Origin of the sequence: Vitreimonas sp., from assembly GCF_035627415.1 — a bacterium.
In the GTDB taxonomy this organism is placed as follows: Bacteria; Pseudomonadota; Alphaproteobacteria; order Caulobacterales; family Aquidulcibacteraceae; genus Vitreimonas.
Map to the genome: position 1 here is coordinate 75,894 of NZ_DASPLU010000033.1, position 12,646 is coordinate 88,539.

13 protein-coding genes are annotated in these 12,646 nt (G+C 67.3%); 6 read left to right on the forward strand and 7 right to left on the reverse strand.

Annotation, left to right across the window (positions count from 1 at the left end; translation table 11 throughout):
• Positions 1 to 115: 115 nt before the first annotated feature.
• From metX to VEA80_RS18175, 3 genes are read left to right on the forward strand one after another with little or no spacing between them, the layout of a single operon-like run.
• Positions 116 to 1,285: a homoserine O-acetyltransferase MetX gene (metX, locus tag VEA80_RS18165; RefSeq protein WP_325062200.1), complete on the forward strand. Its 1,170-nt coding sequence runs from the start codon at positions 116 to 118 to the stop codon at positions 1,283 to 1,285.
• Positions 1,285 to 1,902 carry a methionine biosynthesis protein MetW gene (locus tag VEA80_RS18170; protein ID WP_325062201.1) on the forward strand — a complete coding sequence of 206 codons (618 nt, stop codon included), beginning with the start codon at positions 1,285 to 1,287 and terminating at the stop codon, positions 1,900 to 1,902. Before metX ends, VEA80_RS18170 begins: the two co-directional genes overlap by 1 nt.
• Positions 1,899 to 2,996 carry a DUF2235 domain-containing protein gene (locus VEA80_RS18175; protein WP_325062202.1) on the forward strand — a complete coding sequence of 366 codons (1,098 nt, stop codon included), beginning with the start codon at positions 1,899 to 1,901 and terminating at the stop codon, positions 2,994 to 2,996. Before VEA80_RS18170 ends, VEA80_RS18175 begins: the two co-directional genes overlap by 4 nt.
• Here VEA80_RS18175 and VEA80_RS18180 read toward each other — a convergent pair.
• The 3 genes from VEA80_RS18180 to VEA80_RS18190 form a co-directional block, all read right to left on the reverse strand.
• Positions 2,993 to 4,258 carry a DUF1624 domain-containing protein gene (locus VEA80_RS18180; RefSeq protein ID WP_325062203.1) on the reverse strand — a complete coding sequence of 422 codons (1,266 nt, stop codon included), beginning with the start codon at positions 4,256 to 4,258 and terminating at the stop codon, positions 2,993 to 2,995. The genes VEA80_RS18175 and VEA80_RS18180 overlap by 4 nt on opposite strands.
• Before the next feature lie 77 nt (positions 4,259 to 4,335).
• Positions 4,336 to 4,953 (reverse strand): ChrR family anti-sigma-E factor, encoded by a 618-nt coding sequence (locus tag VEA80_RS18185; RefSeq protein ID WP_325062204.1) that lies wholly within the window; start codon positions 4,951 to 4,953, stop codon positions 4,336 to 4,338.
• On the reverse strand, positions 4,950 to 5,507 hold the full coding sequence (locus VEA80_RS18190) for a sigma-70 family RNA polymerase sigma factor (RefSeq protein WP_325062205.1): 558 nt from the start codon (positions 5,505 to 5,507) through the stop codon (positions 4,950 to 4,952). The genes VEA80_RS18185 and VEA80_RS18190 overlap by 4 nt, the downstream gene beginning before the upstream one ends.
• 182 nt (positions 5,508 to 5,689) lie before the next feature.
• Here VEA80_RS18190 and VEA80_RS18195 point away from each other — a divergent pair, with 182 nt between their 5' ends.
• A complete protein-coding gene (locus VEA80_RS18195; protein ID WP_325062206.1) occupies positions 5,690 to 7,036 on the forward strand; it encodes an NAD(P)/FAD-dependent oxidoreductase in 1,347 nt (448 codons plus the stop codon).
• Positions 7,033 to 7,803, forward strand: coding sequence for a DUF1365 domain-containing protein (locus VEA80_RS18200; RefSeq protein ID WP_325062207.1), 771 nt, complete (start codon positions 7,033 to 7,035; stop codon positions 7,801 to 7,803). The genes VEA80_RS18195 and VEA80_RS18200 overlap by 4 nt, the downstream gene beginning before the upstream one ends.
• Before the next feature lie 40 nt (positions 7,804 to 7,843).
• On the opposite strand, the gene VEA80_RS18205 is transcribed toward VEA80_RS18200, so the two are convergent.
• The 3 genes from VEA80_RS18205 to VEA80_RS18215 form a co-directional block, all read right to left on the reverse strand.
• Entirely contained in the window at positions 7,844 to 9,691 is a 1,848-nt protein-coding gene (locus tag VEA80_RS18205) for a DUF885 domain-containing protein (protein ID WP_325062208.1), read from the reverse strand.
• 102 nt (positions 9,692 to 9,793) lie between these two features.
• On the reverse strand, positions 9,794 to 10,138 hold the full coding sequence (locus VEA80_RS18210) for a P-II family nitrogen regulator (protein WP_325062209.1): 345 nt from the start codon (positions 10,136 to 10,138) through the stop codon (positions 9,794 to 9,796).
• Between the two features lie 31 nt (positions 10,139 to 10,169).
• On the reverse strand, positions 10,170 to 10,919 hold the full coding sequence (locus VEA80_RS18215; protein WP_325062210.1) for a class I SAM-dependent methyltransferase: 750 nt from the start codon (positions 10,917 to 10,919) through the stop codon (positions 10,170 to 10,172).
• Between the two features lie 90 nt (positions 10,920 to 11,009).
• On the opposite strand from VEA80_RS18215, the gene gloB reads away from it, so the two are divergent.
• A complete protein-coding gene (gene gloB / locus VEA80_RS18220) occupies positions 11,010 to 11,774 on the forward strand; it encodes a hydroxyacylglutathione hydrolase (RefSeq protein ID WP_325062211.1) in 765 nt (254 codons plus the stop codon).
• Positions 11,775 to 11,801: 27 nt separating this feature from the next.
• Here the strand turns inward: gloB and VEA80_RS18225 are convergent, their stop codons facing one another.
• Complete coding sequence (locus tag VEA80_RS18225) at positions 11,802 to 12,566, reverse strand: DUF4908 domain-containing protein (RefSeq protein WP_325062212.1); 765 nt, start codon at positions 12,564 to 12,566, stop codon at positions 11,802 to 11,804.
• Between the last annotated feature and the right edge of the window lie 80 nt (positions 12,567 to 12,646).

Sequence of the window (12,646 nt, forward strand, 5' to 3'; positions counted from 1 at the left end):
CGACCATAGACGCCTTTCGCCGGTACCGCCAACGTCCGCGCCAGATGCGCGTCATCAACAGCGCCGCGCCGCTTCGGGGGATGCTTAAGCAGCGAAGCAGTTTATGCATGCGCACATGATTCATGCTGGCGGAGCGGCGGCGAAACTGCAGGCGGCGGGAGGCGTTCGGTCCCTCTCGTTCGACGCGTCCTCCCCGCTGCAGTTGCAGAGCGGCGAGACGCTCGCGCCGCTAACGGTAGCGTTCGAGACCTACGGCGCCCTCAACCACGAGCGCACCAACGCGGTGCTGGTGTGCCACGCGCTGGGCGGCGACCAGTTCGTAGCGAGCCCCAATCCCGTGACCGGCCGGCCGGCCTGGTGGCCGCGGATCGTGGGTCCCGGGCGGCCGATCGACACCAACAGGTACTTCGTCATTTGCGCGAACACACTAGGCGGCTCGATGGGCTCCACCGGCCCCGGCACGATCGCGCCGGACGGGCAGCCCTATGGTTTACGCCTGCCGCCGATCACGATCGGCGATACGGTCCGCGCCCAGGCCATGCTGATCGAAGCGCTCGGCATCCAGAACCTCTTTTTGGTCATCGGCGCCGGCATGGGCGGCATGCAGGCTCTAAATTGGGCCAGCGCCTACCCGAAGCGCGTGTTCGCCTGCGCCACCGTGGCCGCGGCGGCGAAGCAGTCGGCGCAAAACATCGCCCTCGCGGAGCTTGGCCGCCAGGCGATCATGGCCGACCCCGAGTGGCGCAACGGCGCCTATCTCACCCACGGCGTGCGGCCGACGCGCGGCATCGCCGTGGCGCGCACGGCGGCGGCGATCGCGGGACTCTCGGCGCGGGACGTGCGCGCGCGCTTCGACAACGCCCGCACCAAGGAGCGCTTCGGCTTCGCTTCCGTCGACAGCGACGCCGCCGGCGCCCGTACGAACAGCGCCGGCTACATCGATCGCTTCGACGCGAATTCCTATCTCTACCTCTCACGCGCCATGGACGGCTTCGACCTGGGCCGCGACTTCGGCGGCGAGCTGTCCAATGCGTTCAGGGGCGCGGAGACGCGCCATGGCGTGTTCGCGTTCTCGAGCGACTGGCGGTATCCGATAGAGGAGAGCCGCGAAGTGGCGCGCGCCCTGATCGCCGCCGGCGCGGAAGCCTCGTTTGTCGAGATCAAGAGCGAACATGGACACGACGCCTTTCTCGGCGACGAGCCGGCCTTCGAGGCGGCGCTGACCGGCTTCATCGATGCGGCGGCGGCGGCTCGGGCGCTGGCGCTGCAAGGAGGCGCAGGCTGATGACGCAACTCGAACTCGTCCGCCCTGCGCCGCTCGAACTCGACAGCGAGCCGCGCGCCGACCATGACGTCATCGCGCAGCTCGTGAGCGACGGCGCACGCGTGCTCGACGTGGGTTGCGGCAACGGCGCCCTGATGCGGCTGCTGACGCGCGAATGCTCGGCCCGCGCGCGCGGGCTGGAGCTCGATCCGAGCAAGGTGCACGGCTGCGTTTCGCGCGGGCTCTCGGTCGTGCAAGGCGACGCAGAGCGCGATCTCGACGCATTTCCGACCGCCGCGTTCGACTACGTGATCTTCTCGCACGCACTGATGAAGCTGCAGCGCCCGCAAGCGGCGCTGAAAACGGCGGCGCGCGTGGGCGAGCGCGTGATCGTCTCGATCAACAATGCGGGCCACTGGCGCGCGCGCACGAAGCACATGTTCAGCGGCCGCCTCGCGGCCTGGGCGGACGACGCCCCATGCACGGTGCGCGACTTCGCCGAGATGGCGCGGAGCTTGCGCCTCACAGTAGAGCGCGCGGTGCCGCTCTCGCGCGGCCACGCCGGCGCGCCGTTCGCCAAGACGCTTTGGCGCGCGAACTGGTTCTCAGAACAAGCGGTGTTCGTGCTGAGCTCATGAAGCGCATCGTCATCTGCTGCGACGGCACTTGGCAGCGGCTCTACAATGCGAGCCTGACCAATGTCGCACTGACAGCGCGCGCTGTGGCGCCGCGCGATGCGAGAGGCGTTCCGCAGATCGTCTATTACTCGGCGGGTGTCGGCGCCTCGATGTACGGCGTCAGCATCTGGCAGGGCATGACCGGCGCCGATCTCGACGATCATCTGCTCGACGCCTACCTCTTCCTCAACCTGAACTACGAACCCGGCGACGAGATCTACCTGTTCGGCTTCTCGCGCGGCGCCTATACGGTGCGGAGCCTCGCCGGCCTACTGCGCAAGTGCGGCGTGCTGCGGCGCGCGCACGTCGACAAGGCGCGCGCCGCGCTGGAGCTTTACCGGCACCGCGAAGTCAGCGCCGATACCTTCCTCGCCGCCCGCTTCCGCGCCGCCCATGCGATCGCGTGGCCTCGGCTCGGCAATGACGGCGCGACCATAGATACGCCGCCGGTCGATCTCCGCCTGCGCTATGTCGGCGTTTGGGACACGGTGGGTTCGCTCGGCATTCCGCGCGTGCTGCCGATCTCGGTCGGGCTCAACCAGGGCTACCTTTTCCACGACACGACGCTGTCGCGCGCGGTGCACTCGGCGCGGCATGCGGTGGCGATCGACGAACAGCGCGCGGCGTTCGCGCCGACGCTGTGGAGCAATGTCGACGCCTTCAACACGCCCGGCGCACGCCCGCGCGTGATGCAGTCATGGTTTCCGGGCGATCATGGCGCGGTCGGAGGCAACGACGATTCGCGCGGGCTCTCGAACTGCGCCCTTCTCTGGGTGCTGGAAGGCGCAGAACAGGTGGGTCTCGCACTGATGCGCGAGCCGGGCTCGATCATCTCGGCGGCGATGGCCGAGATCGATCCGCTGAATGCTGCCCTTCTCGACAGGCGCCGCTCCATGCTCGATCTTGCCGGTCGGCGCTGGCGCGCCGGGCTTTCGAACTATGGCGACTTGCACGAAGTCGCGCGCCTGCGCTGGATGGCGGACCGCCACTACCGGCCGAAGCCGATGCTCCAGTTCGCGCGCGAGATCGCCGAGTCCTTGCGCGAAGCGGCTTAGAGATACGAGAGCCACCAATCGCGCCGCCGCGCCTTGAGGCCCTGCCAATAGCGACAGAGCGGGTAAAGCAGCGCCAGCACGACGATCCAGGCGCAGTAAACCCACGGCAACGAGAACCCAACGGCCTCGAACTTCTGCGGGGCCGTGAAAACGTTCAGCATGTAGCCGAAATAAGCGTCGGTCGGCTTGCCGGCGGCGGCGTTCGCGGCGATCGCAAGCACGTGCACGAGGTAGACGTGCAGCAGATAGAAGAAGAACGGAACCGCCCCGAACGTGTTGAGCACGCCGCCAACCGGCCCGCGCAGACGCGACAGCAGCGGCCAGATCGTGAAGATAACGCCCAGCGTAACCAGCGTGAACTGCAGCGACGGCGGGTATTTCTGCACATCGAGAAACACCATGATCGCCGCACCCAGCGTCGCCTGTTCACGCCAGTCGCGGGCGACCGCCTCCGGGCCGGTGGCGAACGTCGGGTCGCCATAGATCATGGTCCAGCGCAACAGAACGAACACGACGAGCATGGCGACGCCAATAAGAAAGACGGTGCGGTCCCGCTTGGCCGACGGCTCGAGGAACAGCGCGCCCATGCCATAGCCCAGCGCGATGACTCCGATCCAAGGCAGGATCGGATAGGCGAACAGACCGATGGGCCGCCCGTCGGCGAAGATCGGGCCGCCATCGTGTAGGAACGTCCACAACAGTGAGAGCGAGCCAAGTTCGCGCGCGTTGATCGGATCGAGCAGATTGTGCCCGCCAATGATAGCGACGCCGATCGCCAGCACGGCCACCCGCGGCAGCCACACCAGCGCGGCGAGTGCGATCATCGACCAGCCGATGGCCCAGATCACCTGCAGGAAGAACGGATACGGAATGGCGAACGACCAGCCGAAGCTCAGCACCGTGGCTTCGAGAAAGATGAGCCAGAGCCCGCGGGTGAAGAGAAAGGCCGAGAGGTTCGGCGTCGCCTTGCCTTTGGCGAACTGCAGATAGGCCGAAACGCCGGAGAGAAAGACGAACGTCGGCGCGCAAAGATGCGTGATCCATCGCGTGGTGTAGAGCCACGGCGTCGTCGTGGCGGGATCGAGCGGATTGCTGGCGAGCCCGCCGCCGATGAAGAAGTAGTCACGCACATGGTCGAGCGCCATCAGCACGATGACGAGACCGCGCAGCATGTCGATTTCGCTGATGCGGACGCCGGCTGCGATGCTCGAACGTTGGGCTGGAGCCGCCGGCATCGCCGGCGCTGCGAGTGTATCTGTCATGGGCGTTACTCCGCCGCGAACGAAGCGGCCGGACTATGCCGCAGGTCACGCCGGCGCGCGAGGCGCTTTGCGACGGCTCACACGTCGGCGAAGGCGAACGCCAGCCGGCCAATCAGGCCGTGCGCCTTGAGCCGTCCCTCGGTGGCGAAGAGGCAAACGCACGGCTCGCTGCCGATGACGCGCGGCTGGTGGTTCAGATCGCGTTCGGCAGACGCGAAATCGCCGGCGCTGAAGACGCCCAGCTCATCCTGATAGGCGCCTGTCAGCACCGTGCAGAACTCCGCGCCGGCGTGCTCGTGCCGCGCCGTCGGCATGCCGGGCGCGACCGACAGCAGATAGACGCGATCCTGCGGCGCGTGAGGGGTATCCACCGCCGCCACCCATACGCCCGGCGCCACCCAGCGGCGCGGCTTCAGCGGCAGCCGTTCGATAAATGGCCGCGCGTCTTGTTGCGGCGGCGGCGGCGCGGGCTCCTGAAGGCGCGCCATCACCGCCGTCAACGCATCGCTGGAGAGGTCCACGGCCGGGAGCGTAGCGAGCGCTTCGCCTGACGCCGCTTCATAGGCGTCGACTTGCTTGCGGCATTGAGCGCAGCGCTCGAGATGCGCCCCGACCACCAGCCCGAAGCCTGGCGCGAGCGCGCCGGCCGCATACGCAGCCAGAACGTCGGCCGAAGGATGATGCCGCGGATTCACGAAACCTGCTCCCAATGGCTGCGCAACTTGGCGAGCGCGAGCCGCAGCCTTGATTTCACCGTGCCGAGCGGCAGCGACAGCCGCTCGGCGATTTCGGAATGCGGCCGATCCTCGAAGAACGAGAGCTGGACGACTTCACGCTGTTCGTCGGACAGCAGCCGCAGCGCGGCCTGCACCTGCTGTTCCGACTGCACCCGCGCTAGGGCCGCGTCCGGCCGTTCGGCATCGCTCTCTTCGCTCACATCGAGACCGCTCGCATAGGCCAACTCCACCCGCTCCCGCCGCAGCCGATCAATCCAGGCGTTGCGGGCGATGACGAACATCCAGGTCGAGGCTTTCGCTTTGGCCGGATCGAAGGACGCGGCGCGCCGCCACACGGCCACCATGGCGTCCTGCGCCAGATCCTCCGCCATGGCGCCGCGCGCGCCGAGACGGATCAGATACGCTTTTACACGCGCGGCGTAGCGCTCGAAGAACAGGGCGAACGCCGCACGGTCGCTGGCGGCGATGCGGGCAAGCAAGATCTCGTCGCTGTCGGCGACCACGTCATGCATGGCGCGCTTCCTCGCACAACGCCGCGCACGCGCCGAAATCACCGGATTCGTCAGAGCGAGGACGCACATCGGACTTCGTACGGCCGATCCAGGCGGTTGGATCACCTGATCCGCGGCGCGCCGCGGCGCGTATCGCAGTCGTGAACCAGCCGGAGAGAACCCCGCTGGAACGGGCGGACATCATGGCGTTCACTTCGACACCCTCGACGCGCCGGCAAAGTATCGCCGTGATCGGCTCCGGCATAGCGGGAATGTCGGCAGCCTGGCTGCTGAGCCAGCGCCACGACGTCACCGTTTACGAAAAGAACGGCCGACTCGGCGGACATTCGAACACGGTCATGGTGAAGACGAGCCTGGGCGAGACGCCGGTCGACACCGGATTCATCGTCTTCAACGACATCACCTACCCCAACCTGGTGGCGCTGTTCGATCACTTGAACGTCGGCACGAAGAGTTCGGACATGTCGTTCGGCGTGTCGCTGAACGGGGGTCGCACGGAGTATTCTTCTGTCGGCGCGGCCGCGTTCCTCTGCGGCGGGCGCAATCTGGTGAGCCCGCGCTTCTGGTCGATGACGTACGACCTGCTGCGCTTCTATCGCCGCGCGCCGCTCGAGCTGCTTGCGGCGCGCGACGACATGATCTCGCTCGGCGATTATCTCGAACGGCGCGGATACGGCGAAGCGTTTCAACGCGACCATCTGTTGCCCCAGGCGGCGGCCATCTGGTCGGCCACGATGGGCGAGATCAGGCACTACCCGGCGTGCGCGTTCGTGCGCTTCTTCGAGAACCATGGCTTGCTGAAGCTGCAGGGCCGGCCGAAGTGGCGGACGGTCGAGGGCGGCAGCCGAGCCTATGTCGAAAAGCTCACGGCCGCCTACGCCGACCGCGTGAGGCTGAACTGTGGCGCGACTTCGGTGTGTCGCGACGGCGGCGGCGCTTGGGTGCGGGATGCCTCCGGTGAAGCGCAGCGCTTCGATCATGTGGTGATCGCGGCGCACGGCGACGAAGCGTTGGCGCAGCTGGAGGACGCGAGCGCCGAGGAGCGCACGCTGCTCGGCGCATTTCGCTACGCCAAGAACCGCGCAGTGCTGCATACGGATGCGGCGTTGATGCCGAAGCGCGCCTCATTGTGGGCAAGCTGGAACTATGTCGGCGACAATCCCGACGGCGGTTGCATCGTCAGCTACTGGATGAACAAGCTGCAGGGCATCGAGAGCCGCGAGCAGCTGTTCCTGACTCTCAATCCACGCACGATGCCGCGCGATGAGACGATCCTTTACGAGACCGAATACGATCATCCCCTGTTCGATGCGGCGGCGATCCGCGCCCAGGCGCGGCTTTGGTCGTTGCAAGGCGTACGCAACACCTGGTTCTGCGGCGCGCATTTCGGCGCGGGCTTCCACGAGGACGGCCTACAGGCGGGGCTCGCCGTGGCCGAGCAACTCGGCGGTGTGAAACGGCCGTGGAATGTCGCGGCTGAATCGGACCGCATCCATCTAAGACCTAATGCCGAGACGGAGGCGGCGTGAACGCGATCTACACCGGCCATGTGGCGCACAACCGGCCGGGCAAGCACCGGCTGCGCTACAGCGTGTTCATGCTGGCGCTCGATTTGGACACGCTGGGATCGCTGCGCTTGGGGCTTCTGAAGCACAATCGCGTCGCGCTGTTCTCGTTGCGCGATCGAGATCATGGCGCCGGCATCGACGCGCCGCCGAAGCCGCAAATCGAAGCGAAGCTGCGCGACGCGGGCATCGCTTGGGACGGCGGCCGGATCGTGCTGCTGACCATGCCGCGGCTCTTCAATTACGTGTTCAACCCGCTCAGCGTCTATTTCTGCTGGCGGCGCGACGGCGTCCTCGCGGCGTTGGCGCACGAAGTCTCGAACACGTTCGGCGAGCGCCACTTCTACGTGCTGCCGGCGCGCATCGCCGAGAGCGGCTGTGTCGTTCAGGCCTGCGACAAGGATTTCTTCGTTTCGCCTTTCCTCGAAGGCGGTCTGCGCTACGAGTTCAGCGTAACCCCGCCCGGCGAGCAGGCGGTTGTCGCCATGCGCGTGAGGCGCGGCGGCGAAATCGCGCTGACCGCCTCCTTCGCCGGCGCACGGCGCGACCTCACCGACGCGAACCTGCTGCGCGCCTGGGCAGGCAATCCTCTGATGACATTCAAGGTCATCGCCGGAATTCACTGGGAAGCGCTGCTGATGCTGGCGAAGGGCGTGCGCTTCCTCGGCCGCCGCGGGCAAGGCGCTCATATTCGCCCCGACCGTGAGGCGCAAACGAAGACGGCGGCGTGATCGCTCACGCCGCCGCTTGTCTACGACTTGCGAATGCGCTTTAGGCGCGCTGCACTTCAGCGACCCAGTCGTTCACCAAGCCCTCGGTCACCGTGAGCGGCGTCGAGCCGTTGGTGAGCACGCGATCATGGAACGCGCGCAGGTCGAAGCGATCGCCGAGCGTCTGGCGGGCGCCGTCGCGCATGCGGTTGAGCGCTTGCCGGCCAGCCATGTAGCTGCAGGCTTGCCCCGGCCAGACGCAATAGCGCTCGACTTCCGTGGTGACGTTCGTTTCCTGATCGCCGGTGGCTTGCATCATCGACTGGACCGCCTGCTCGCGGGTCCAGCGCATGTGATGGATTCCGGTGTCGACGACGAGACGCGAGGCGCGGAACGTCATCGATTGCAGATAGCCGATGCGGCCGAACGGATCGTTCTGGTACATGCCCATTTCGTCCGCGAGCTGCTCGGCATAGAGGCCCCAGCCTTCGCTGAAGCCGCTGAAGCCCAACAGCGCGCGGCGGATGAACGGCATCTCGCCCGCTTCCTGCTGGATCGAAAGCTGCCAGTGATGGCCCGGCGTGCCTTCGTGATAAGTCAGCGTCGGCAGCGTGAACTTTGGCCATTCGGTCGCCGGGTCGCGCAGGTTGATGTAGTACGCGCCAGGACGCGAACCATCGAGCGCGGCGACCTGGTAATAGCCGCCCGGCGCGCCGGCTTGGATATATTCCGGCACAGCCTTGATCTCGAGCGCGGCGCGCGCCTGCACGCCGCACACTTCCGGCATGCGCGCGGTGATTGCCGCCATCTGCTGGTTCAGCATCGCGAGCAATGCGGCGCGCCCCTCGGTCGTGCTCGGGAAAATCTGATCGGGGCGGCGGCCAAGCGCGTTGATGCGCTCGTTCACCGTACCGTTCGTCATCCCCTGCGCGCGGAGGATCTGATCCATTTCACTGGTGAACTGCGCGATCAGATCGACGCCCATCTGGTGCAGCTCTTGCGGCGCCATGTCCGTCGTCGTGTAGGCGCGCAGCGCGGTCGCGTACATTTCCGCGCCGTTCGGCAAGCGCCACACGCCGGCGTCGGATGTTGCGCGCGGCAGCACCGCGTTCAGCGCATCGACCTGGCGCTGATAGGCGGGCAACACTTCGTCGCGCACGATCTGCTCCGCGCGTTGCGTCAGTGCGGTCTTGTCCGCCGCCGGGATGTCCGCGACCTCGTTGAGACGGCCCTGCAGCGAGGTGACGAGCACCGTTTGTGCCGGCGCCGTCGCGGCGAAGGCGCGCAGCTGGCCGACGGCGCCGCCGCGGCCGTTCGCGCCGGCAATGGTGAAGTTCGGCTGGATGACGCCAGCGGCGGCGTCTTCGCCGATGCGCGTCGTCTCTTGGTCAAGGACGCGGGCGTAAGCTGCGAGACGCTCGAGATAGGCGTCGGCTTGCTCGCGGTTGGTCACCGGATGTTGGCTGGCGAGGAAGTCCGGAATGCTGGTGTAGGCGCCGGTGAGCTGCGTGACGACGTACGGCGCCTGAGCGCCACCGCCGTGCTCAAAACGGGCGGAATCGACGCTGTCCTTCAGCGCCGTGTGCACGACCGCGTAGGTGACGCTGTCTTGACCTTCGAGGCGATCCTCGTTGAGCGCCTCCAGCTCCGCGAGCGCGCGCTCGCCGATCGTGCGCAGACGGATCGAGCCTTCCTTCGAATAATCGCTCAGGCGATTGATGTAGCGCCCGCCTGCCTGCTCCTCGGAGACCGCTAGACTGGTCGCGAATTCCGGAATCTCACGGAGAATGTCGGTCGAGAGCCGGTCGAGGATGCCGTTGAGATCGCCGCTTTGGGCCTGACGGCCGCACGCGGCGAGCGCGAAGCTGGCCGCGGTCGCGCCGAGCAGCGCACGCCTTGAGAGTTGCATGTGGTCTGTCCCTTGCGATTTTGGGGAGAAGTTCCGGCCGCAGTTTAGCGGAACTTGGCCGCAGCGCACGAGCCCTTGCGACGAATGGCCTTTTGTCGTTCCTCAGCCGTCCACAGCCGCTTGGCCGGTTTCGCCCGTGCGAATGCGCTGAATCGAGTCGAGATCGGCGACCCAGATCTTGCCGTCGCCAATCTTGCCGGTCTTCGCCGCCGCGGCGATGGCCTCGACCGCCCGTTCCACGATCGCTTCCGGGGCGACGATCTCGACCTTGACCTTCGGCAGCAGTTTCACTTCGTATTCCGCGCCGCGATAAACCTCGGTTTTTCCCTTCTGGCGGCCGAAGCCGCGCACTTCCGAGACGGTCAGCCCGCCGACGCCGGCGTCCTTCAGCGCCTCCAGCACAGGATCGAGCCGGCTCGGCTTGATGATGGCGGTGATCAGCTTCATCGAGGCCCCCTTCGCACCTGCAATATAAGCGTCAGGCGTCACGCTTGGGCAAGTTGCCAGGCGCTTCCTGCGGCGTTCGGCGTGGCGCTTTGGCCAAAAGGACACGCCCCTCGGAGCGGGCCGTGTTGGCGTAGAGGCGCTTGACCGCCTCCATCAGCACCACGCCGCCCTGCGGCGGCCACAACAGCTCCCCGACGCTTTCGAAGGCGTCGGCGGCGCGCACGAGCCAACCCCACCTCAGCGGCGGCGTGTAGAGCGCACGGGCAGAGACAACCGGCTCGAACATGGAATCGGCGAGCAGCGCCGCAAGCTGCGTGCGCGAGTATGGCCGCCCATGGCCGAACGGCGTCGCTCCCGATTGCGCCCACAAACTCCAGCGATTGGCGGCGATCACGACCAACCGCCCTTCCGGCGCCATGACGCGCCAGACTTCGCGCAACATCGCGTGTGTGGCGTCGCACTCCTCCAAGGCGTGCACGAGCAGAACGCGATCGAACACCGCATCCATGAACGGGAGGCGCGTCTCGTCCGCTAGAGTGGTGTGGATGCGGCCATTGTCGGCGCTCCAGGGCTCGGCGCCTTGCGCGGCCGGCATCATCGCCACGGTCCGGCGCGCGTCGCGGAAGCGGCCGAGATACGGCGAGGGATAGCCAAGCCCCAGCACGTCCAAGCCCTCGACGCCGGGCCACAACGCAGTGAGCCGGCGCGAGGCGGCGCGGCGAGCGGCTTCGCCGAGCGGCGAAGCGTAGAAGCGCTGCAGGGCAAGAACGTCGACGCGCATTTTGGGATTGGGTTTCGGGATTGGGGATTGGGTCGCTGGGTGAAAGCGCCATATTAGAGACCAATCCCTAATCCCCAATCCCTAATGCCGATGCTTCAGATCCACCAATTCCCCTGCCTTAGCGACAATTACGGCTTCCTCGTCCACGATCCGGCGAGCGGCGCGACCGCGACCATCGACACGCCCGACGCTGACGAAATCCTGCGCCAAGCCGCGGTCAAAGGCTGGCGCATAACCGATGTCTGGAACACCCACTGGCATCCGGATCACGCCGGCGGCAACGCCGCGATCAAGGCGGCGACGGGCGCGCTGGTGACGGGGCCGGCGGAAGTCGAACGCATCGGCGCGGCGCCCGACCGCGTCGTTGCCGAAAACGATGTGATCAAGCTCGGCGCGGCTGAAGCGCGCGTGCTCGATGTCGGCGGCCACACGCTGGGTCATATAGCTTACGTGTTCGACAGTGAGGACGTCGCCTTCGTCGGCGATGCGCTGTTCGCGCTTGGGTGCGGGCGTCTTTTCGAAGGCACGCCGCAGCAGATGTGGACGAGCCTGCAAAAGATCGCCGCGCTGCCGGATGAGGCGACGCTCTATTGCGCGCACGAGTACACACAATCGAACGCGCGTTTCGCCGTGACCGTCGACAGCGGCAACGCAGCGCTCGCCGCGCGCGCCGCGGAGATCGATCAGCTGCGGGCGGCGGGCAAGCCCACCGTGCCGATGACGCTGCGCATCGAGAAAGCGACCAACCCGTTCCTGCGCGCGCCGGCGCTGAAGCCGTCGCTTGGGCTCGAAGGCGCCGCGGACTGGGAGGCGTTCGCGGAGGTCCGCAGGCGCAAGGATGCGTTCAAGGGCTGACGAAAACGCCGCCTCTGCGGCGGCGGATTATTGCTGGGGCCCTTGGATCTCGCCGGTTACGACGTTGCGGATCGTGTTCGACGACGGGCGGCCGGCATAGCCGAGTTGGGGGGCCACCTGGATGAGAAGCTGATCGCCGCGCATGACGACGCGCGGCTGCGGCCCGAAGGTGATGATCACGCGGCGCACCGTGGTCATCGGCGCGGCGGCCAAGCCTTCGGCGGCGCGTTCGGCGGCGTCGACCACGACCCCGGCGGCGGGGGCGGACATGCGGGCCGGCACGGTGAACGTCACCGGCGCGCCGACACTGCGGCGGGCGACCGCCTGCAGACGGCGGAAACGCTCCTGCATTTCGGCGAAGGCGATGGCTTCGGGGGTAAGGGGGGCGACGCGGGCCTCCTCCGAGGCGGGGGCGCCGGTGCGGAGGGTGCGGGTGTAGACGATGATGCCGCCGTGGGGAGTGATGCGGAGCATCACGTCGCCGTCTTCGGTGCGGTAGATCTCCCCTCCGCCCGCGGCCATGGCGGGGCGGAGGACGTGGACTTCGGGGTCGCCCTCGAACCGGACCAGGGCGGCGCGGCCGCCGGTGCGGTCGAGCACGAAGCGGACGGCGCCGTCGGGGGTGGAATAGCGCGTGGCGTTGGAAGCGTGGGTGTAGAGCCCTTGCACCGGGGGCGCTGACTGGCGCGGCTGCTGCTGGGCGAAGGCCAGTCCGGGCGCGGCCAGGGCGAGCGCAGCGGCGAAGGCCGCAGCGCCTCGCCCCTTCAGACTCGGTCCGGTGGATTGGCTCATGGGCGAGGAGGAGAGCGCTGCGACCTAGGCGCTTTTTTGGCGTGTTGCAGACCCTCTGCGCACCTGTGGCGGCGAAGCCG

Excerpts from the sequence above, each read along its gene's own strand:
- VEA80_RS18190 (WP_325062205.1), bottom strand. The coding sequence starts at position 5,507 with ATGCATGACGTGGTCGCCGACAGCGACGAGATCTTGCTTGCCCGCATC.
- VEA80_RS18175 (WP_325062202.1), top strand. The coding sequence starts at position 1,899 with ATGAAGCGCATCGTCATCTGCTGCGACGGCACTTGGCAGCGGCTCTAC.
- VEA80_RS18225 (WP_325062212.1), bottom strand. The coding sequence starts at position 12,566 with ATGAGCCAATCCACCGGACCGAGTCTGAAGGGGCGAGGCGCTGCGGCC.
- VEA80_RS18215 (WP_325062210.1), bottom strand. The coding sequence starts at position 10,919 with ATGCGCGTCGACGTTCTTGCCCTGCAGCGCTTCTACGCTTCGCCGCTC.
- VEA80_RS18170 (WP_325062201.1), top strand. The coding sequence starts at position 1,285 with ATGACGCAACTCGAACTCGTCCGCCCTGCGCCGCTCGAACTCGACAGC.
- metX (WP_325062200.1), top strand. The coding sequence starts at position 116 with ATGATTCATGCTGGCGGAGCGGCGGCGAAACTGCAGGCGGCGGGAGGC.
- VEA80_RS18195 (WP_325062206.1), top strand. The coding sequence starts at position 5,690 with ATGGCGTTCACTTCGACACCCTCGACGCGCCGGCAAAGTATCGCCGTG.
- gloB (WP_325062211.1), top strand. The coding sequence starts at position 11,010 with ATGCTTCAGATCCACCAATTCCCCTGCCTTAGCGACAATTACGGCTTC.
- VEA80_RS18210 (WP_325062209.1), bottom strand. The coding sequence starts at position 10,138 with ATGAAGCTGATCACCGCCATCATCAAGCCGAGCCGGCTCGATCCTGTG.
- VEA80_RS18180 (WP_325062203.1), bottom strand. The coding sequence starts at position 4,258 with ATGACAGATACACTCGCAGCGCCGGCGATGCCGGCGGCTCCAGCCCAA.
- VEA80_RS18205 (WP_325062208.1), bottom strand. The coding sequence starts at position 9,691 with ATGCAACTCTCAAGGCGTGCGCTGCTCGGCGCGACCGCGGCCAGCTTC.